This window comes from Noviherbaspirillum galbum, from assembly GCF_010974945.1.
Lineage (GTDB): Bacteria > Pseudomonadota > Gammaproteobacteria > Burkholderiales > Burkholderiaceae_D > Noviherbaspirillum > Noviherbaspirillum galbum.
Window position 1 is genome coordinate 44,961 of record NZ_JAAIVB010000012.1, and the last position, 19,397, is coordinate 64,357.

17 protein-coding genes are annotated in these 19,397 nt (G+C 65.7%); 9 read left to right on the forward strand and 8 right to left on the reverse strand.

Annotation, left to right across the window (positions count from 1 at the left end):
- Positions 1–169: 169 nt before the first annotated feature.
- From astB to G3574_RS04270, 7 genes are all read right to left on the reverse strand, one after another.
- Positions 170–1,513 (reverse strand): N-succinylarginine dihydrolase, encoded by a 1,344-nt coding sequence (gene astB, locus G3574_RS04240; RefSeq protein WP_163960778.1) that lies wholly within the window; start codon positions 1,511–1,513, stop codon positions 170–172.
- Positions 1,514–1,542: 29 nt separating this feature from the next.
- Entirely contained in the window at positions 1,543–3,006 is a 1,464-nt protein-coding gene (gene astD / locus G3574_RS04245; protein WP_163960779.1) for a succinylglutamate-semialdehyde dehydrogenase, read from the reverse strand.
- Complete coding sequence (astA, locus tag G3574_RS04250) at positions 2,999–4,042, reverse strand: arginine N-succinyltransferase (protein WP_163960780.1); 1,044 nt, start codon at positions 4,040–4,042, stop codon at positions 2,999–3,001. The genes astD and astA overlap by 8 nt, the downstream gene beginning before the upstream one ends.
- A gap of 24 nt (positions 4,043–4,066) precedes the next feature.
- Positions 4,067–5,116, reverse strand: a complete 1,050-nt coding sequence (locus G3574_RS04255) for an arginine N-succinyltransferase (protein WP_163960781.1) — start codon at positions 5,114–5,116, stop codon at positions 4,067–4,069.
- Positions 5,117–5,147: 31 nt separating this feature from the next.
- A complete protein-coding gene (gene astC / locus G3574_RS04260) occupies positions 5,148–6,404 on the reverse strand; it encodes an acetylornithine/succinylornithine family transaminase (protein ID WP_163960782.1) in 1,257 nt (418 codons plus the stop codon).
- 153 nt (positions 6,405–6,557) lie between these two features.
- Positions 6,558–8,060, reverse strand: coding sequence for an L-piperidine-6-carboxylate dehydrogenase (gene amaB, locus G3574_RS04265; protein ID WP_205609669.1), 1,503 nt, complete (start codon positions 8,058–8,060; stop codon positions 6,558–6,560).
- Between the two features lie 37 nt (positions 8,061–8,097).
- Positions 8,098–9,189, reverse strand: a complete 1,092-nt coding sequence (locus G3574_RS04270) for a saccharopine dehydrogenase family protein (protein WP_163960784.1) — start codon at positions 9,187–9,189, stop codon at positions 8,098–8,100.
- Positions 9,190–9,337: 148 nt separating this feature from the next.
- Between G3574_RS04270 and G3574_RS04275 the strand changes: the two genes are divergently transcribed.
- Both G3574_RS04275 and G3574_RS04280 read left to right on the forward strand, forming a co-directional pair.
- Positions 9,338–9,784 (forward strand): Lrp/AsnC family transcriptional regulator, encoded by a 447-nt coding sequence (locus tag G3574_RS04275; RefSeq protein ID WP_163960785.1) that lies wholly within the window; start codon positions 9,338–9,340, stop codon positions 9,782–9,784.
- A gap of 53 nt (positions 9,785–9,837) precedes the next feature.
- On the forward strand, positions 9,838–10,176 hold the full coding sequence (locus G3574_RS04280; RefSeq protein ID WP_163960786.1) for a hypothetical protein: 339 nt from the start codon (positions 9,838–9,840) through the stop codon (positions 10,174–10,176).
- Between the two features lie 13 nt (positions 10,177–10,189).
- Here the strand turns inward: G3574_RS04280 and G3574_RS04285 are convergent, their stop codons facing one another.
- Positions 10,190–11,170 carry a serine/threonine protein kinase gene (locus tag G3574_RS04285; protein ID WP_163960787.1) on the reverse strand — a complete coding sequence of 327 codons (981 nt, stop codon included), beginning with the start codon at positions 11,168–11,170 and terminating at the stop codon, positions 10,190–10,192.
- A gap of 202 nt (positions 11,171–11,372) precedes the next feature.
- Between G3574_RS04285 and G3574_RS28260 the strand changes: the two genes are divergently transcribed.
- The 7 genes from G3574_RS28260 (at position 11,373) to G3574_RS04320 (ending at position 19,262) form a co-directional block, all read left to right on the forward strand.
- A complete protein-coding gene (locus tag G3574_RS28260) occupies positions 11,373–11,762 on the forward strand; it encodes a type IV pilin protein (protein ID WP_163960788.1) in 390 nt (129 codons plus the stop codon).
- A 7-nt stretch (positions 11,763–11,769) separates the two neighbouring features.
- Positions 11,770–12,273, forward strand: coding sequence for a GspH/FimT family pseudopilin (locus tag G3574_RS04295; RefSeq protein ID WP_163961019.1), 504 nt, complete (start codon positions 11,770–11,772; stop codon positions 12,271–12,273).
- The gene (locus G3574_RS04300) at positions 12,267–12,950 is read left to right on the forward strand and encodes a prepilin-type N-terminal cleavage/methylation domain-containing protein (RefSeq protein ID WP_163960789.1); all 684 of its coding nucleotides are present in this window, start codon (positions 12,267–12,269) and stop codon (positions 12,948–12,950) included. Before G3574_RS04295 ends, G3574_RS04300 begins: the two co-directional genes overlap by 7 nt.
- A gap of 15 nt (positions 12,951–12,965) precedes the next feature.
- On the forward strand, positions 12,966–13,982 hold the full coding sequence (locus G3574_RS04305; RefSeq protein WP_163961020.1) for a PilW family protein: 1,017 nt from the start codon (positions 12,966–12,968) through the stop codon (positions 13,980–13,982).
- Positions 13,979–14,542, forward strand: a complete 564-nt coding sequence (locus tag G3574_RS04310; protein WP_163960790.1) for a PilX N-terminal domain-containing pilus assembly protein — start codon at positions 13,979–13,981, stop codon at positions 14,540–14,542. Before G3574_RS04305 ends, G3574_RS04310 begins: the two co-directional genes overlap by 4 nt.
- Positions 14,543–14,571: 29 nt before the next feature.
- Positions 14,572–18,450, forward strand: coding sequence for a pilus assembly protein (locus G3574_RS04315; RefSeq protein WP_163960791.1), 3,879 nt, complete (start codon positions 14,572–14,574; stop codon positions 18,448–18,450).
- Between the two features lie 110 nt (positions 18,451–18,560).
- A complete protein-coding gene (locus G3574_RS04320) occupies positions 18,561–19,262 on the forward strand; it encodes a UPF0149 family protein (RefSeq protein ID WP_163960792.1) in 702 nt (233 codons plus the stop codon).
- The last annotated feature ends 135 nt before the right edge of the window (positions 19,263–19,397 follow it).

Consider the following 19,397-nt stretch of genomic DNA (forward strand, 5'->3'; position numbering starts at 1 on the left):
ACGCAGAAAGTCCTGAAGCTTATTAAAGAAGATTTCTGCGATTGCGCAAGGAAACGATGGAATGCCGCTGGCAGGCTTGCGCCGCATTATCGTGCAGCCAGGGAATATATTGATGAGGTGTTAATGAGCCCTAATGCTTCCCCGGGGCACAGGATGTCCGTAAGCGGAATCAGCACTGGAAGTCGTACAGCGACGGCAGGCCGAGGATGCCGGTCAATTCATCCAGCGCGGCGCAGGTTTCGACCGCGAGCTGCGGGTCGGCAAGGTCGGCCGGCGCGAGCCGGTCGCGATAATGCTTCTGCACCCAGGGCACCAGCCTGGCGTGCAAGGCCTCGGTCATGATCACGCCCTGGTGCATGGCGGCGGCTTCCTGCTCCGTCAAGGCGACGCGCAGGCGCAGGCAGGCGGGACCGCCGCCGTTGCGCATGCTTTGGCGCAGGTCGAAGGTGAGCAGTTCGTCGATCGGTCCGCCGCTCGCAACCAGCCGGTCGAGATAGCGGTCGACCGCCGCGTTCTCGCGGCATTCCCGGGGTACGAGCAAAGCCATCCCGCCTTCCGGCCTGGACAGCAGCTGGCTGTTGAAGAGATAGCTGCCGACCGCATCGGCCACCGTCACGTCCGACGCATCGACCCGCACCGCGACCAGGTCCGCGCCGGTATCGGCCAGGACGCGCCGCAAGCCGTCGAGGCTGGCCGCTTCGTCGGCGAATGCCTGCTGGTGATAGAACAGCACGTTGCCGTTGCCGACGGCGATCACGTCGTTGTGGAAGACGCCCTGGTCGATGGTGTCAGGATCCTGCTGGATGAAGACGGCGCGGCGCGGGTCGAGCCCGTGCAGCCGCGCGACTGCCTCGCTGGCTTCGCGCGTCTGGCGCGCCGGGAAGCGCCTCGGCGATGGCGCGTCGGGCTGGAATTCGACCCTGCCGTAGACGAACATTTCCACGCCCGGAGCGCCGTGATCGGCGCACAGGCGGGTGTGGTTGGCCGCGCCTTCGTCGCCGAACGCGGGAGTCGGCGGCAAGGCGTCATGCACCGCGAAGTGTCGCTCGTCATGGAAGATCGCCCGCAGCGCGCGCGCCGTCTGGACATGCTCGTACGAGCGGTGCAGCTTGTTGTTGAGGTTGGCGGGCGTGAAATGGGCACGGCCGTCCGCGGTGTCCGGAGATGGGCTGACCGTCGCGGCGTTCGCGGTCCACATCGGCGACGCCGAGTAGGCCGCCGCGAGAATCACGGGAGAGGTTTTAGCGGCGCTGGAGATAACCTGCGCATCGCTGCCGGTGAAGCCGAGGCTGCGCAGCAACGCGAAGTTCGGCCGCGCGTGGGGCGGCAGCAATGCCTGGCCGAATCCGCGCGCCGCCAGCGCGCGCATCTTTGCCAGGCCCTGCAGCGCCGCTTCGCGCGGATTGGACTCGCTCTTGACGTTGCTGAACGAGGCGACGTTGCCGAAGGAAAGTCCCGCGTAGTTGTGCGACGGGCCGACGAGGCCATCGAAGTTGTATTCGCGTGCGGTCATGCGGGTCCTTTGCGATGCGGTTCGGGAATTCAGAAGAGCAGGCCCGGCGACAACTGCGCCGGCAGTTCGAGCGCCGGATTCTCGATCGAGGCGACCGGATAGGCGCAGTAGTCGGCGGCGTAATACGCGCTGGGCCGGTGGTTGCCGGACTTGCCCACGCCGCCGAAGGGCGCGGTGCTGGCGGCGCCGGTGGTCGGCCGGTTCCAGTTGACGATGCCGGCGCGCGCCAGGGCGGAGAAGCGTTGCCACAATGCCGCGTCGTCGCTCAGCAGGCCCGCCGCCAGGCCGTATTCGGTGGCATTGGCGAGGCGCACCGCCTCGTCGAAGCTGCCGGCGCGGATCACTTGCAGCAAGGGGCCGAACCACTCTTCGTCGGGCACGCCCGCCGCCCCGGTGACGTCGATGATGCCCGGCGACAGGAAGCCGGTCCCGGGCTGGAGATGACGCATTTCCAGCAGCGCCCTGCCTCCCCCGGCGAGCAGCGCGCGCTGGGCATCGAGCAGCTTGCCGGCGACAGCGGCAGAGACCACCGGCCCCATGAAGGGTTGCGGATCGTCGTCATGCCGCCCGACCGCGATGCGCGAAGCGACCTCGACCAGCCTGCGCAGCAGTGCCTCGCCGCGCGGCCCGTCTTCCACGATCAGCCGGCGCGCGCAGGTGCAGCGCTGGCCCGCGCTGACGAAGGCGGAAAAGATCACGTGGTGCACGGCGGCATCGATGTTCGCCGCGTCCCATGCGACCAGCGCATTGTTGCCGCCCATTTCCAGGGCCAGCATCTTGCCGGGGTGGCCGGCGAACTGTCGATGCAGGATCGCGCCGGTCTGGTAGCTGCCGGTGAACAGGATGCCGTCGAGCCCGGCGTGCTGCGACAGGCTGATGCCGGTGCGCCGCCCGCCATTGACGAGGTTGAGCACGCCCGCCGGCAGGCCCGCCCTTTCCCAGAGTTCCACGGTACGCACGGCCGTCTGCGGCGCGAACTCGCTTGGCTTGAACACCAGCGTGTTGCCGGCGATGAGCGCGGGAACGATATGCCCGTTGGGCAGGTGGCCGGGAAAGTTGTAGGGACCGAACACGCCGAACACGCCATGCGGGCGATGGCGCAGCACCGCCTCGCCGTCGGCGACCCTGGCGCGGGATTCGCCGGTCCGCGCGGCATGGGCCTGCACGGAAATGTCGATCTTGTTGGCCATGGTCGCGACTTCGGTGCGCGCTTCCCAGTCCGGCTTGCCGACCTCGCCGGAAATCGTGCGAGCGAGGACATCGGCGTTTTCCTTGAGCAGGTCGCGGAAGCGCTGGCAGATGGCGATGCGCTCGGCCAGCGGCGCCAGCGCCCATGCCGCGAACGCGCCCCTGGCCGCCCGGCATGCCGCGTCGACTTCCGGCTCGTTTGCTTCAACACCGGACCAGGCGACCTCACCCGTGGCGGGATCGATGACATTGAAGGGCTCGCCATCGCCGGCGAACCAGCGGCCCTGGATGTAGTGGCTATGCATGGGCTGGCTTCCTTGGAGTAAGAGACAAGGCGCGCACGACGTCGCCGGCGGCGCAGCGGAGCAGGTCCGCCTGCTCGCGGTTCAATGCCGCGCTTCCGTCCGGCTGCGTGCCGGCGGCGATCACGCGGAAATCGCGCATTGCCGTGGTGGCGATCATGATCGGATCGATGGCTGGCGGCTGATTCGATTGAGCTTCCGTAAATTCGACCCGCACCAGTTCGCTTTCGCGCAGGGCGCGCAGTTCGCTGATGCGCGCCTGCAGCACCGGTCCGGCGTCGAAGATGTCCACGTAGCCTTCGTAATGCAATCCTTCCTGCTCCAGCAGGCGCCGCGCCGGCACGGTGTCGGCATGCACCACGCCGATGACTTCCTGCGCTTCCTTCGGCAGGTAGGCGACGTAGAGCGGATGCCTCGGCATGAGTTCCGCGATGAAGGACTTCTTGCCCAGCGCGGTCAGGTCGTCGGCGCGGTCGAAATCCATCTTGAAGAAGTGATGCCCGAGGCTGTCCCAGAACGGCGACTTGCCGTCCGGCCCCTGGAAGCCGCGCATCTCCGCAATCAGCTTCTCGGAAAACAGCTGCGGGAACTGCGCGATGAACATCAGGCGGCTCTTGGACAGCAGCTTGCCATTGGTGCCGCTGCGGTAGTCGGGATGCAGGAACAGCGAGCAGAGTTCGGCGCAGCCGGTGAGGTCGTTGGACAGGTAGAGCGTGTCCATGCGGGAGAACACCTTGAGCTCGTTGCTGGAATGCACCAGCGTGCCGATGCGGTAGTTGTAGAACGGATCATCGAGCCCGACCGCCGCCTTGATGGCGCAGACGCCCGCCAGCCTGCCGCGCGCGGCGTCTTCCATCACGAACACGTAGTCGCGCTGCGGCGGCGGGATCTGCTCCGCGAACGAGGCGCAGGCGATTTCCAGTCGCTGGCCGAGGGCCTTGCGGTCCGGCTTGAGCGTGGTCATGCCGGAGCCAACCCGCGAGGCGAGCGCGAGCAGGCCGTCGAGATCCTGCTCCTGGATGGCGCGTACGACGAGCATGGCTGGCTTCCCCCTTTCCTCGGACTACAGTTTGACGCACAGCACGTCGTCGCCGTCGCCCACGGCGAGCAGCCGCCGCACGTCCGGCGGCAGCACCACGCCATCCGAGAGCTCGGACGGCGCGCAATCGGCGATCGTAGCGCGGAAGCAGCCTTCCCCGGCCGCCGCGACGAGGTAGCTGCCCTCCATCTCGTCGTTGCCCTCGTCCTGCTGCACGCTGTTCACGGTGCGCGTCATGCCGGCGTGGAAGGAGCGCAGCGCATGCTTGTGAGCGCGCAGGATGGGTCCGCCGTCGAAGATGTCGATGTATTCGTCGGGTTCGAAGCCTTCGTCGGACAGGATGCGGAAGGGCAGCTTGCCCTCGGCATGCACCTGCCCCATCGCCGCCTGCGCCTCTCCGGGCAGCAGCGGGACGTAGACCGGGTAATGCGGCATGAGCTCGACGATCAGCGTGCGGTTGCGCGCGCCCTCGATGAGGCGCTCGGCCGCCAGGAAATCCATCTGGAAAAACTTCCGCCCGAGCGCTTCCCAGAAGGGCGAGCGGCCCGCGGCATCCGTCATGCCCGACATCGAGGCGAAGAACTTGTCGCCGAAGCGGTGCGGCGCGATGGCGGCGAACAGCAGCCGGGCCCGCGACAGCAAGGCGGCTTCCACGCCCGCACCCTCGCGGCTGCGCAGGTAGAAGCCCGACAGCTGCGAATGGCTGGTGAGGTCGGAGCAGAGCGTGAGCGCATGCACGTTGTGGCTGATGTTGAGGTCACGCGAGACCTGGTGCAGCACGTCGTTGCGGAAGGCGAAGAAGGTGCCGCTGGCGCCGGCGGTGGCGGCAATCGCGGCGGTGCCTGCGATGCGCCGGCGCGATGGGTCGCTTGGATCGGCGGCTTCCATGAGGAAGAAATACATTTCCTCGCCGGGAACGTCGGGATGCGCGGCAAACGACGCCACCGAGCGCTCCACCGCCCGCTCGATGGCCGCCCTGCTGCGCGGCAGGGTGTGCACGCCGGGCGTGGCGGCCAGGGCGAGCTCTTCCAGGCCGGCGATGTCGCTTTCCTCGACGGGCCGCACGACGAACATGCTCGCTCCCCCTTTCCTCGTTGCCGCCGGTCTAGCGCGCGGCCTGGAAGGCGTCGACCGCCAGCCGCAGGCGGCGCACGCCTTCGTCGATCTGTTCGTCGGAGATGACCAGTGCCGGCAGCAGGCGGATCACGTCCGGGCCGGCGATCAGCAGCATCAGGCCGAGCGCCTCGGCATGCTTCGTGATGTCCTTGGCCTTGCCCTTGAAGGCATCGGTGAGAACAATGCCCAGCATCAGGCCGCTGCCGCGCACGTGCGAGAAGATCGCCGGATAATCCGCGACGACGGCATTCAGGCCCGCGACCAGCCGCGCGGCGGCGGCACTCACCCGCGCCAGGAAGGCCGGCGTGTTGATGGTCTGCACGACCGACAGGGCCACCGCGCAGGCCAGCGGATTGCCGCCATAGGTGGTGCCGTGCGCGCCGACGCTGAATGCCTTTGCGATCTCGTCGGTGGTCAGCATCGCTCCGATCGGATAGCCGTTGCCGAGCGCCTTGGCCACGGTCAGGATGTCGGGCGTGACGCCGTATCCCATGTAGGCGAACAGCTTGCCGGTGCGGCCCATCCCGCATTGCACTTCATCGAAGATCAGCAGCGCGCCGGTCTGGTCGCAGAGCTCGCGCAGGGCTTGCAGGTATTCGGGAGTCGCCGGCATCACGCCGCCCTCCCCCTGCACCGGCTCGACCACCACCGCGCACACGTCGTCGGTGATGGCGGCGCGGGCGGCAGCGATGTCATTGAAGGCGATGTGATCGATTTCCGGTGGCAGCGGCTCGAAGCCCTCGGTGTACTTGGACTGTCCGCCCACCGAGACCGTGAACAGCGTGCGGCCGTGGAAGGAATTGAAGCAGGAGACGATGCGCGACTTGTGCGGGCCATGCTTGCCGTGCGCATGCTTGCGGGCCAGCTTGAATGCGGCTTCGTTGGCTTCGGCGCCGGAATTGCAGAAGAAGGCGCGGTCCGCGAAAGTGGCCCCAGTGAGGGCGAGGGCCAGCTTCAGCACCGGTTCGTTGGTGTAGGTATTGCCGACATGCCACAGGGTCGCGGCCTGCTTCTGCAAGGCTTCCAGCACGATGGGACTGCAGTGCCCCAGGCCGGTGACGGCGATGCCGCCGGTCAGGTCAAGGTATTGCTTGCCCTGCTGGTCCCACAGGTCGAGGCCGGAAGCCCGCACCGGCACCATCTCGCTCGGCGCGTAGGTGGGAACCATCACTTCGTCGAAGGTCTTGCGGGTGACCTGGGGTGCCGCGGTGCTGCTGTCCTGCTGTAGTCGCTCGATTGCGTTCATGCCGTGCTCCATGATTCGGGAATGTTCAGATTATAGGGAAGTCGGACGCCGAACTCTTTTGAAAGTGCGATGACGGCTTCGCGAAAATCAAATGCTGGCCGTTCGGCAACAACTTTCGTCAGCCTTCTCCCGGCAGGAACGCGCTGCCCGGGTTCAGGCATCGAAGCTGATCCCCTGCGCCAGCGGCAGGGCCCGGCTGTAGTTGATGGTGTTCGTCGCCCGGCGCATGTAGGCCTTCCAGGCATCCGAGCCCGATTCGCGGCCGCCCCCGGTTTCCTTCTCGCCGCCGAAGGCGCCGCCGATCTCCGCGCCGCTCGGGCCGATGTTGACGTTGGCGATGCCGCAGTCGCTGCCGCTGGAGGCGAGGAAGGCCTCGGCCTCGCGCAGGTCGTTGGTGAAGATGCTGGACGACAAGCCTTGCGGCACCGCGTTGTTCCAGGCGATCGCCTCGGACAGCTCGCGGTAGCGCACGATGTAGAGGATGGGCGCGAAGGTTTCCTGGTGCATGATCCCGCTCTGGGCAGGCATTTCCGCCAGCGCCGGCCGGACGTAGAAGCCGTCGCCGCATCCCGGGACGCTGACGCGCTCGCCGCCCGTGACCTCCCCGCCCTGCCCGCGGGCGGCCGACAATGCCGCCTGCATGCCGGCGAAGGCGGCGGCGTCGACCAGCGGGCCGACCAGCGTGCCCGCCTCGAGCGGATTGCCGACCGGGAGGGAAGCGAAAGCCTTCTTCAGGCGCGGCACGAGCTGTTCGTGCACGCTCTCGTGCACGAACAGCCGGCGCAGGGTGGTACAGCGCTGGCCGGCGGTGCCCGCGGCGGAAAACACGATCGCGCGCGTCGCGAGTTCGAGGTCGGCGCTGGGCGCGACGATCATCGCGTTGTTGCCGCCCAGCTCGAGGATGCTGCGCGCGAGGCGGGACGCGCAGCGCTGCGCCACGGCCTTGCCCATGCGGGTGCTGCCCGTGGCGCTGACCAGCGGCACGCGCGGATCGTCGACCAGCGCCTGTCCCGCCTCGCGTCCGCCGATGACCAGCTCCGACAGGCCGTCAGGCGCATCGTTGCCGAAGCGGCGCATGGCGCGCTCGAACAGGGCCTGGGTCGCGATCGCGGTGAGCGGTGTTTTTTCGGAGGGCTTCCAGACAACGCTGTTGCCGCAGACGAAGGCAAGCGCGGCATTCCAGGACCATACCGCCACCGGGAAATTGAAGGCGGAGATCACGCCGACCACGCCCAGCGGATGCCAGGTCTCCATCATCCTGTGGCCGGGCCGCTCGGAGGCGATGGTGAGGCCGTAGAGCTGCCGCGACAGGCCGACCGCGAAGTCGCAGATGTCGATCATCTCCTGCACTTCGCCGAGTCCTTCCTGCAGGATCTTGCCGGCCTCCATCGTGACCAGGCGGCCGAGTTCCTCCTTGTGCGCGCGCAGTTCGTCGCCGAAAAGCCGCACCAGCTCGCCGCGGCGCGGCGCGGGCACCATGCGCCATGCCTCGAAGGCGGCCTGGGCGCGGGCGATCTTTTGCTCCGTGGCCGCGGCGGAATCGGCGCGCAGCCGCGCCATGACGGCGCCGTCGATGGGAGACACCGCCTGCAGGTCGCCGCCTTCATGGCGGGCGAGGTCCACGCCCAGCGCATCGAGCAAGCTTGCCAGGTTCATTCCGGTTTGCATCGTCTTCCTCCTTGCTGATTCTTGCTCATGCCGCGTAGTAGCGGCCGAACCGGTTGTCCAGGAAATCCTCCAGGCGGGCCTGTTCCTGACGGATCAAGCCGGCCTGCGGCAACTTGCCCTGCATCACCAGGTCTACCATCGTGCAGATGCCGGCGGCAGTGGTGAGCTGTATGGCGGAGAGCAGTTCGCCGTTGACCTTCTGGCTGTAGATCTTCCTGGCATAGGTTTCCTGTTCGAGCCGCCCTTCCCGGATGCCGCAGACGCTGGCAAAGACCAGCACCACGTCCTGCTTCGTGATGGGGATCGACGATTCCAGGACTTCCTTCAGGATCGGACGCCGGTCCGGCAAGCCGAGCCGCAGGTCGCGCACCAGCACCTTGATGATATCCCGGTGCCCCGGGTAGCGCACCGTCTTGTAGTTGAGGTTTTGCACCTTGCCCTCGAAGCTGTCGCAAAGGGTGCCCAGGCCGCCCGAGGTGTTGAAGGCTTCGTAGTCGATGCCGTCGAGGGAGAAGCGCTCCACCTCCTCAAGCGGCGAGACCTCGCGCAGCTGGCCGTCGACGATCGCCTCGCAGGCATTGCAGTACTCGTTGATCAGGCCGTCGGTGCTCCAGGTCAGGTTGTATTTCAGGGCATTGCTCGGGAAGGTGGGCAAGGCGCCCACGCGCATGGTGACGTCGCGCAGGCTGTCGAAACGCGAGGCGAGGTCGCTGGCGACGATGGAAATGAAGCCCGGCGCGAGGCCGCACTGGGGAACGAAGGCCGTCCTGGCGCCGTCGGCGAGCTGCTTGACGACGCGGGTGCTTTCCACGTCCTCGGTCAGGTCGAAATAATGCGCGCCGGCCTTCTTCGCGGCGGTGGCGATCACCGGCGTCAGGAAATAGGGACAGGCGGACAGGGCGAGGTCATGGCCATCGATGAGGCGCGTCACCGACACCGGGTCGGCAATGTCCGCCTCGATGGCGGTGACGTCCGGAAACTCCATGCGGCGGATGTGTGCCAGGCGTTGCGGATCGCAGTCCGCCACGGTGATCCGGTAATCGCCCGAGTGGGAGAGAAGGTTCAGGATGGCGTCGCCGATCTTGCCGGCGCCGAGGAGGATCAGTCTGCTTGTCATTGTGGCCTCTCTGTGGATGTCCTGGCGATGTGGTTGCATCGACACCAACCACTTTACGGGTGAGCGATGTCAGAAAATAGCGACCAAGGCGTTGTCACATCGTCGGCTTTCGAGACAAAATGACGACACGTTCATACAAATCGATCACATGAAGCCGGAACTGGACGACATCGACAACAAGATACTGGCCCTGCTGATGGACGACGCGAGGACGCCCACCTCGACCATCGCCAAGCGGGTGGACATCGCCCGCACCACCGCGATCGCCCGCATCAGCAACCTGGAAAAGCGCGGCGTGATCGCCGGCTATGCGGTGAAGCTGAACCAGGACATGGTGCAGCCCGCCGTGCGCGCCTATGTCGGCATCAACGTCGATCCGCGCAAGGCGAATGCCATGGTCAATGCCCTGCAACGCCTGCAGCAGGTCGAGACCCTGTGCGCGGTCAGCGGCTCGGTCGATTACATGCTGACCCTGCGCTGCGCCTCGACCGGCGAGCTCGACCGCCTGCTGGACCAGATCGGCGCGATCGACGGCGTGCGCCAGACGTCGACATCCATCATCCTCACCAAGCGCATCGACCGCGCACCGGCGTGACCGGCGCGCCGGCGGCGCGCTGCCAACCAACGAGACATTCCCAAGGGAGAAACATGAGTTCCATCAGCGAGTCCAAGAAAAACCACCTGTGGCGCAAGATCGTGTGGCAGACCGATCCAGAAGAGCATCCGCTGGGTCCGTGGCACGTGGCCGAAGTCTATTGCTGCGAAGAGTCGAACGGCTACGCGGTGTGGTACGTGCGCAAGCTGTCGCGCGACGACGCCATGGGCATTCCCGGCACCGACAATGCAGATTACCTGCTTAATTACTACGGCAGGAACGGACGCGACGAAGCCATCGAACGGGCGGTGCTGGTCGCCAACGCCGACGCCGATCCGGCCAGGACCATCGAAGCCCTGGACCGGCTGGCGCAATCCGCCCAGCGTACCTGATTGCGTACCTGAGCTACCAGAGCGGCGGCTCGTCCATCAGCGCCACTTGCTCTCGCAGCGCGAGGATGTGGTCCTGCCAGTAGCGCTGGGTATTGAACCAGGGGAAGGCGGCGGGGAAGGCGGGATCTTCCCAGCGGCTGGCGAGCCAGGCGGCGTAGTGAATCAGCCGCAGGGTGCGCAGGGCTTCGATGAGGTGCAGTTCGCGTTCGTCGAAGGCCATGAAATCCTCGTAGCCGGCCAGCAGGTCGGCTAGCTGCCGCGTCATGTCGCGGCGGTCGCCCGAGAGCAGCATCCACAGGTCCTGCACCGCCGGCCCGGTGCGGCTGTCGTCGAAATCCACGAAATGCGGGCCGGCGTCGGTCCACAGCACGTTGCTGGCATGGCAATCGCCGTGCAGCCGCAAGCGGGCCACGTCGCCGGCACGATCGAAGCAATGGCGCGCGCCTTGCAGCGCCTGGTCCACTACGCTGTCGTAGGCGGCGCGCAGGTCGGGCGGCACGAAACCGTTCTCCGCCAGGAAGCGGCGCGGCGCGTCGCCGAAGCTGGCGATGTCGATGGCCGGCCGGTGAATGAAAGGATGGCTGGCGCCCACCGCATGGATGCGTCCGATGAAGCGGCCGAGCCATTCCAGGGTCTTGCCATCGTCGATTTCGGGCGCGCGTCCGCCGCGGCGGGGAAACACGGTGAAGCGGAAGGCGCCGAAGCGATGCAGGGTCGCGCCGTCGGCGGCGGCCAGCGGCGGCACGACGGGAATTTCCTGCGCCGCGAGTTCCGCGAGGAAGGCATGTTCCTCGCCGATCTGTTCGTCGGTCCAGCGTCCGGGGCGATAGAACTTTGTAATAACCGGAGGGCCGTCCTCCATGCCCACCTGGTAGACCCGGTTCTCGTAGCTGTTCAGGGCCAGCAGGCGGCCATCGCCATGCATGCCTATCGTTGCCAGGGCGTCCAGCACGGTATCGGGATCCAGTCCCGTGAATTTCCAGTTCGTCGTCATGCGCCCATTGTACGGCCTGGCGACTGACCGTCTCTGCGCGCGCGTCTGGCGCTTGCCACGAAATGTTGACTGATCGTCATCTTTCGTAACCACTCGTTCCCGCTTTCCGACCTGTCATCGGCCCGATATTGCCTCTCGGCACCAGATGCCAATAATCTCATCATTACCTTTTGGAAATGTTTCGCCTTAAACTGGAGACCACATGCGTGCTGACCGACGCGGCTTTACCCTGATTGAGTTGATGGTGACGGTGGCCATCGTCGGCGTGCTCGCCGCGATCGCCTATCCGTCGTACACCAGCCACTTCGTCAAGTCCAACCGGGCCCAGGCGCAGGCGGTGCTGATGGAGATCGCGCAGAAGGAATCGACCTACGTGGTCGACACCCGCACCTACACCAACAGCCTCTCCACCCTCGGCGTGACCGTGCCGGACAAGGTGCTCGCCCAGTACACCATCGAGATCACCGCTCCCACCTCCACCCCGCCCAGCTATACCGCGACGGCGACCCCGATATCGACCGGCCGCCAGGTGGCCGACGGCGCCCTCAGCATCGACAGTTCGGGCGCGAAATCGCCCAGCAGCAAGTGGTAAGCACGCCATGAAGATACTTTCCCCGCGCGTTCCATGTTGTCCACGCCGCCCGCAGCGCGGGCTGACGATGGTCGAGGTGCTGATCACGCTGGCGGTCGGCGGCGTGATGTTTTCCATGGCCGGCCCTGCCTTCACGGAGATGATTGCCAGGCAGCGCATGAAATCGGCCGCCACCGACATCTACATCGCCCTCGCCAAGGCCCGCAGCGAAGCCCTGCGCCTGAATGCCAACGTCACGCTGCAAGCGGTCAATGCCTCGCAATGGGACCAGGGCTGGTACATCGCCGATCCGGATGCCTCGGTCTCGAAAAAGCTGCTCGAACACGGCGCCACGAGCAGGATCGCCATCACCGGCAGCAACGTCACTTACCGCCCGTCGGGACGCATCACCGGCTCGACCGCGCCGAGCTTCAGCATCAGCTCGACCGCGGCCACCACCAAGATGTGCGTGAACGTCGACCTGAGCGGCCGTCCCTACCAGAAATCCGTTGCGAGCAACTCATCATGCTAAGCCGCATTCCTTACCAAGGCCGGCGCGAGCGCGGCATCACGATGATCGAGGTCCTGGTGACCATCGTCATTCTCGCCTTCGGCATGCTGGGCCTGGCCGGCCTGCAGAACAAGGTCAACATCGGCATGCTCGAAGCCTACCAGCGCGGCCAGGCGGTGATCCTACTGAACGACATGGCCGAGCGCATCAAGGCAATGCCGATGATCCCCTGCCGCAACGTCAAGGCGCTGGGCAGCACCACCCGCTGCGACCAGTTTTCGACCACCGTCAACGCCAGCTACACCTCGGCCGTCGCCGTGGTGCGCGACTATGCCACCGGCAGCGCATTGGGAACGGGAGACAGCCCCGCGTCCGACTGCAGCACGCTGACCAACCAGGCCCAGCGCGACAAGTGCGAATGGAGCAAGGCCCTGCAGGGCGCGGGCGAAACGACCGGCGGCGCGAACGCGCAAAAGGTTGGCGCCATGAACGGCGCGCGCGGCTGCATCACCGAGATCAGCGCGCCGAACGGCACCAACGGCGCCTGCACCGCCGGCGTCTACCAGATCACCGTTTCCTGGCAAGGCATGCATGCCACGCAGGCGCCCAGCCTGACCTGCGGCAGCGGCCAGTATGGCGCGGAAAACATGCGGCGCTCGATCGCCACGCGGGTAAGCATTCCCGTGCCCAACTGCTAACAGGCAGGCAACGACATGACATCATCACGCACACAATGCGGTTTCTCCCTGGTCGAGCTGATGATCGCGCTCACCATCGGCCTGCTGATCCTGGCCGGCCTGACCGCGACCTTCATGAACAGCAACAGGACGCGCAGCGAAATCGAGAAGGTGAACCGGCAGATCGAGAACGGCCGCTTCGCCATGGACATGCTGACCGAGGAACTGCGCATCGCCGGCTACTACGGCGAGCTCGACGTCAGCCGCCTGACCGCGCCGCTGACTACGCCCGACCCCTGCCAGACCGGCGTGGCGGCCCTGAAGGCGGCGCTGCCCATCGTGATCCAGGGCTATGACGAGAGCAACAGCCTGAGCTGCCTGAGCGACGTCAAGACCGGCACCGACGTCATCGTGGTCCGACGCGCCAGCACCTGCTACGTCGGCGAGGCCGGCACCAACTGCGATGCCGTACAGACGAGCGTTCCCTACCTGCAGGTGGCGCTCTGCAACACGCAGTCGGCCACCCCCTTCGACCTGAACACCGACACCTCGCTGCTCACCCTCAACGCGCTGAACTGCACCGCCGCGGCCCCCCTGCGCCGCTACCGCACGCACATCTACTTCATCGCCAACAACGACCAGAGCGGCGACGGCATCCCCACCCTCAAGCGCGCGGAACTCGGCGCCGGCGGCTTCACCATCGTGCCGCTGGTGGAAGGCATCGAGAACATGCAGGTCGAATACGGCATCGACACCAATTGCGACGGCACGGCCGACCTCTACAACGCCAGCCCCGACACCTACACCGCAACGTACTCCGCCAGCTGCGTCGCGCCCAACACGCCCAACTGGAAGAACGTCACCTCGGTCAAGCTCAACCTCCTGGCACGCAACACCGAGCAGACGCCGGGCTACACCGATACCAAGACCTACGTCCTCGGCAGCAAGGCCGACGGCACGTCGAACAGCTACGGGCCGTTCAGCGACAGCTACAAGCGCCATGTCTATCAGGCCAGCATCCGCCTGGCCAACGCAGCAGGAAGAAAACAATGAAACGACCGATGCTCAAACACCAGAAGGGCGTGACGCTGATGGTCGCGCTGATCATGCTGGTGCTGCTGACCCTGCTGGCGCTGACCAGCGCGAACCTGGGCAACAGCAGCCTGCAGTCGGTCAGCAACATGCAGCAGCACAACGACGTGTACTCCGCCGCGCAGGAAGCGGTCGACCAGGCGATCAGCGACCAGTTCTACCAGAACCCGGCCGCGATGATCACCGATCCCAACTGCGGTGCGAACACCAAGTGCGTGGACGTCAACGGCGACGGCACGAACGACATCCGCGTGACGCTGCAGCAGCCGGTCTGCGTCAAGGCGCAGCCCTACATCCCGCCCGACCTGAGCGACCTGCAGGAAGTGACCTGCGCCCAGGAACAGGACCAGACCGGCATGTCGATGGAACGCAAGACCGTGAATTCCGCCTGTTACGACACGGTGTGGGAAATCCGCGCCCAGTCCAAGGACATGGTGAACAACGCGACCGTGAATTACGTCCAGGGCGTGGCCGTTCCGGTATCCGAAAAAGACGTACCCGGCAGCTGCCTGCCGTCCTGACTGCTCTGATGAAGCCAAAGGGTCCCATCATGAAAAAATACCTCCAACCCGTTTGCCTGGCCCTGTCGCTCGGCGCCGCCGCGCTGACCACCGCCCTGCCCTCGCTGGCGGAAGACACCGACATCTTCAAGGCGGCCGCCACCAGCGCCTCGGGTCCCAAGATCCTGATCGTGCTGGATAACACCTCCAACTGGGCGCGGCAAAGCCAGCAGTGGCCGGGCGGCATCCAGCAAGGACAGGCGGAAGTGCGCGCCATCCAGACGGTCGTCAACTCCCTGACCAGCACGGACAACATCAACCTCGGCCTGATGGAATTCGTCACCAACGGCAACGCCAACGACAATGGCGGCTTCGTCCGCTACGCCATCCGCGACATGGCGCAAAGCACCAACCGGACGAACTTCGGCACCAAGCTGACCACCATCTTCAACAACATCAACAGCCCGAGCGAAAAGCGCAACTCGCGCACGCCCTACGGCAACCTGATGTACGACGTCTACAACTACTTCGCAGGCGCGGCCAGCTACTGGGGCCAGAGCGCGGCGCCGAACCCGGATACCGACGCGGCGGGCTACTCGACCACCTACAGCAACTTCGCTTCTCCGCTAAGCGCCGCGGACACTTGCACCAACAATTACGTCATCTTCATCGGCAACCCCAATTCCAGCGGACCGGCGGCCGACGATTCCGCCAATACCGCGCGCCTCGCAGCGCTCGGCGGCGACACCACGCAGCTGCGCATGCCTGGCGTGACTACCAGCATCACCGTCAGCGCGGCTTCCAGCACCGAACTCGGCAATACCTCGCTGTGCTACTCCAGCCTCGGCGCCGCGCAGACCGCCTATGGCTACGGCATGAACACCAGCGACAACGTGTGCGAACTGTACAGCGCCAAGGGCACGGTGACTTCGGCTAGCGTCACCGACAAGTACACCCAGAGCTGCAAGCAGTACAGCAACGGCACCTCGGATACCGATACCGTGACCGCCACCGACTTCCAGGCGCAGTGTTCCACCTTCACCGAAGGCTGCCGTCTCGGCGACCTCGTCAACAACCCGAACGTGACCGTGGTGACGAGCGGAACGACCGCCTACCTCAGCTCCGCCCCCGCCGCCACCGCGGCCGGCGCGGGCGCGGCGGCCGGCCTGACCTGCCCCGCCAATGCCATTTCCTGCACCTACTCGGTCGATGCCGGCCAGGATGCCACCGGCGGCGTGGCGCAATCGAACATCACGTCCAACAGCTGCTACTGGACCGGTTCCGGCGGACAGCCCAGCGGCACCACGCAATGGAGCATGGCGAGCAATGACTACGGCAGCGCCACCTGCCCCGCGAACTACACCTGCTCGTACACCATGACCAGCATGACGGACGCGAACATCTGTACGACGCAGCGTACGAAGAAGGCGGTGCTGAACCAGACCCTGACGCCGAAGAAGCGCTACACCGTGACCCAGACCGCCACCGTTCCCGGGGGCACCTGCGCCACCGGCAGCAACCAGTACAAGGTCCTGGGCACCAACCTCGTGCAGACCAACGTGCTGAGCACCACCACCGTGGCCGACAACGGCCCGCGCAATGCCGACGAATGGGCCCGCTTCATGTTCCAGGGCGGCGTGCCGCTCGCCGGGGATGCCAGCAACCGCAAGTCGATCTCGACCTATACCATCGACGTCTACAACAAGCAGCCGAACGCCGACCACACCTCGCTGATGATGAGCATGGCGAAGAATGGCGGCGGCAAGTACTTTTCGGCAATGAACGAGGCCGAGATCGTCAAGGCGCTGAAGAACATCCTGAGCGAGATCCAGGCCGTCAACTCGACCTTCGCTTCCGCCAGCCTCCCGGTCAACGCAACCAACCGCGCGCAGAATGAAAACCAGGTGTTCATCGGCATGTTCCGCCCGGACAACAAGCCGCGCTGGTTCGGCAACCTCAAGCGCTATCAACTGATCAACCAGGGCGGCAACATCGAACTCGGCGACAACGACAGCCCGCCCAAGCTGGCTGTGAACCCGGTCACCGGCTTCGTGACGGATTGCGCCATCAGCTACTGGACCAGCGACTCGGCGACCTACTGGCAAAGCGTGACCGACGGCATGTCGCCCACGTCCCAACTGCTCGACCCGTCGACGATCAAGGGCAAATGCGATGGCTACAGCCCCTACTCCGACCTGCCCGATGGCCCGCTGGTGGAAAAAGGCGCGGTCGCCGAGGTGCTGCGCAAGGGCAACAATCCGAGCGGCGCGACCACCTGGGCAGTCAACCGCACCATCTACACCCGTTCCGGCAGCAGCCTGACTTCGTTCGGCGCCGCTTCCGGGCTGTCTTCCAGCCTGGTCGACTTCATTTCCGGCAAGGACGTCAACAACGAGACCGGCGGGGGCGATGCCACCAAGACCCGTCCGTCGATCCATGGCGACGTGGTGCACTCGCGTCCGCTGCCGATCAACTACGGCGGCACGACCGGCGTGGTGGTGTACTACGGCGCCAACGACGGCACGCTGCGCGCGGTCGAGGCCAACACCGGCAAGGAAAAGTGGGCCTTCATCGCGCCGGAGTTCTACTCCAGGCTCAGCCGGCTCAGCAGCGACTCGCCGAACGTCAACGTTCCGGCGTTGTATCCGAGCGATGGCAGCAACAAGGATTACTTCTTCGACGGCCCGCTCGGCTTCTACCAGAACAGCGACAACACGAAGGTCTGGATCTTCCCGACCATGCGCCGCGGCGGACGCATGCTGTACAGCTTCGACGTCACCACGCCCGACACGCCAAGCCTGAAATGGGCGATCGGCTGCCCCAACCTGGCCGACGACACCAACTGCACCACCGGCATGTCCGGGATGGGCCAGACCTGGTCGGCGCCGCGCGTGGCGCGCATCAAGGGCTATTCGGATACCACGCCGGTGCTGATCGTCGGCGGCGGCTACGATGCCTGCGAGGATGACAACACCAAGTCGCCCGCCTGCACCTCGCCCAAGGGCAGTTCGATCTACATCCTGAACGCCAATACCGGCGATGTCATCCGCACCTTCACCTTCACCGGCGCGCGCAGCATGGCGGCGGACATCACCCTGGTGGACGTGGATGCCGACGGCATGGCGGATTATGCGTATGCGGCGGACACCGGCGGCAACGTCTACCGCCTGGACTTCGTGAACTACGACAAGACCACGCTTGCTTCCAATCTCTGGTTCGGCCGCCGCGTGGCTTACACCAACGCCAGCGGCGCCGACAACGGCCGCAAGTTCCTCTACGGCCCGGCGGCCTACGCCGTCGCCGGCAAGGTCTACCTTGCCATCGGCTCCGGCGACCGCGAGCACCCGCTGCAGCAGCACTATCCGTACAGCGACGTGGTCAACCGCTTCTTCGTGTTCAAGGATGACCTGTCCATCGTGGCGACCAGCACCGCGGCACTCAACCTCGATGCAATGACCGACCTGACGACCAACACCACCTGCGACCAGACGCCGATCCTGCCGACCTCGGCCAGCAATGGCTGGTACATGAAGCTGAACCAGAACGGCCAGGGCGAACAGACGGTCACCTCGGCGCTGATCGCGGGCGGCATGGTGTACTTCAGCACCAACCGCCCAGTGCCGGCCGGCGCCTCCTGCTCGGCCCAGCTCGGCGAGGCGCGCGGCTACGCGGTGAACCTGTTCACCCGCTCCGGCGGCATCGGCACGCCGGACGCCTGCGGCGGTGCCTCCTCGGGCATCTTTACCGGCGGCGGCCTGCCGCCCTCGCCGGTGCAGGCCACGGTGCCCGTCGGCGGCAAGAACGTCACCGTCTGCATCGGCTGCGCCTCGCAAGTCACCGGCAACTCGGTGATCGATTCGAGCAAGGTGAAGTTCCTGGTGCAACCCAAGCGCCGCCGCATCTACTCGAACGCCAAGACAGACAACTGATCTTCGGCGCTCCATGCAAGCCGGCCTGCGGGCCGGCTTCTTTTTTTGGCGGGGCGCAGTACACTTGCGCCTGCGCCCCCGATACCATCGACATAAAGACCATCAACATCATGCATCTCGACAATCCCCTCTCCGACAAGGAATTCCAGGAACTCGACCAGTTCCTGCTCTCCGACCGCTGCGCCGACGACGGCATGACCATGGACTCCCTGCACGGCTTCCTCACCGCGCTGGCGATCGGTCCGGAAGAGGTGCCGATGGCAGAGTGGCTGCCGGTGGTCTGGGGATCTGCCGGCGAGAAAGGCCCCGCTTTCAAGACGCCCAAGGAACAGCAGCGCATCGTCGGCCTGATCGGCCGTTTCATGAATGAAATCCTGATGACCTTCGACGTCGCCCCCAAGGATTTCGAACCGCTCTACTGCGAGTTCGAGGAAAACGGCAAGACCCTGATCGATGGCGAGGGCTGGGCCTGGGGTTTCTGGGAAGGCATGCAATTGCGCGCCGACGCCTGGGAACCGCTGTGGGAATCCCCGCTGGCCGACATGGCCAGGCCGATCGTCCTGCTCGGCGCGGAGGAGATCGAGGAAGACGACATGCCGCTGGTCGACGACGAGGTCAAGCGCAGCAAGCTTGCCATCGAGGTCGAAGCGGCCATTCCGCACGTGCACCAGTTCTGGAAGCCGCGCCGCAAGTCGGCGGTGCAGCAGGTGCGGCATGATGCCCCGAAGATCGGGCGCAACGATCCTTGCCCCTGCGGCAGCGGCAAGAAGTACAAGAAATGTTGCGGTGCGGAGACGGCGGACGAGGCATAAGCCGTTTCATTGCCTGCCGTCATCCGGCACCTGCCTGCGACAAAGGAACATATCCCCGCTTTTGTTATCAACACAACCATGCCCTTTGCATGACGTCCTCCCGGAACCGCCGAAACGCATGCAAGGCGGCAACGA

What these genes read in the sequence shown, in the direction of transcription:
- astB (WP_163960778.1), bottom strand. Translation starts at nt 1,513, where the DNA reads ATGACCGCACGCGAATACAACTTCGATGGCCTCGTCGGCCCGTCGCAC.
- astD (WP_163960779.1), bottom strand. Translation starts at nt 3,006, where the DNA reads ATGCATAGCCACTACATCCAGGGCCGCTGGTTCGCCGGCGATGGCGAG.
- astA (WP_163960780.1), bottom strand. Translation starts at nt 4,042, where the DNA reads ATGCTCGTCGTACGCGCCATCCAGGAGCAGGATCTCGACGGCCTGCTC.
- G3574_RS04255 (WP_163960781.1), bottom strand. Translation starts at nt 5,116, where the DNA reads ATGTTCGTCGTGCGGCCCGTCGAGGAAAGCGACATCGCCGGCCTGGAA.
- astC (WP_163960782.1), bottom strand. Translation starts at nt 6,404, where the DNA reads ATGAACGCAATCGAGCGACTACAGCAGGACAGCAGCACCGCGGCACCC.
- amaB (WP_205609669.1), bottom strand. Translation starts at nt 8,060, where the DNA reads ATGAACCTGGCAAGCTTGCTCGATGCGCTGGGCGTGGACCTCGCCCGC.
- G3574_RS04270 (WP_163960784.1), bottom strand. Translation starts at nt 9,189, where the DNA reads ATGACAAGCAGACTGATCCTCCTCGGCGCCGGCAAGATCGGCGACGCC.
- G3574_RS04275 (WP_163960785.1), top strand. Translation starts at nt 9,338, where the DNA reads ATGAAGCCGGAACTGGACGACATCGACAACAAGATACTGGCCCTGCTG.
- G3574_RS04280 (WP_163960786.1), top strand. Translation starts at nt 9,838, where the DNA reads ATGAGTTCCATCAGCGAGTCCAAGAAAAACCACCTGTGGCGCAAGATC.
- G3574_RS04285 (WP_163960787.1), bottom strand. Translation starts at nt 11,170, where the DNA reads ATGACGACGAACTGGAAATTCACGGGACTGGATCCCGATACCGTGCTG.
- G3574_RS28260 (WP_163960788.1), top strand. Translation starts at nt 11,373, where the DNA reads ATGCGTGCTGACCGACGCGGCTTTACCCTGATTGAGTTGATGGTGACG.
- G3574_RS04295 (WP_163961019.1), top strand. Translation starts at nt 11,770, where the DNA reads ATGAAGATACTTTCCCCGCGCGTTCCATGTTGTCCACGCCGCCCGCAG.
- G3574_RS04300 (WP_163960789.1), top strand. Translation starts at nt 12,267, where the DNA reads ATGCTAAGCCGCATTCCTTACCAAGGCCGGCGCGAGCGCGGCATCACG.
- G3574_RS04305 (WP_163961020.1), top strand. Translation starts at nt 12,966, where the DNA reads ATGACATCATCACGCACACAATGCGGTTTCTCCCTGGTCGAGCTGATG.
- G3574_RS04310 (WP_163960790.1), top strand. Translation starts at nt 13,979, where the DNA reads ATGAAACGACCGATGCTCAAACACCAGAAGGGCGTGACGCTGATGGTC.
- G3574_RS04315 (WP_163960791.1), top strand. Translation starts at nt 14,572, where the DNA reads ATGAAAAAATACCTCCAACCCGTTTGCCTGGCCCTGTCGCTCGGCGCC.
- G3574_RS04320 (WP_163960792.1), top strand. Translation starts at nt 18,561, where the DNA reads ATGCATCTCGACAATCCCCTCTCCGACAAGGAATTCCAGGAACTCGAC.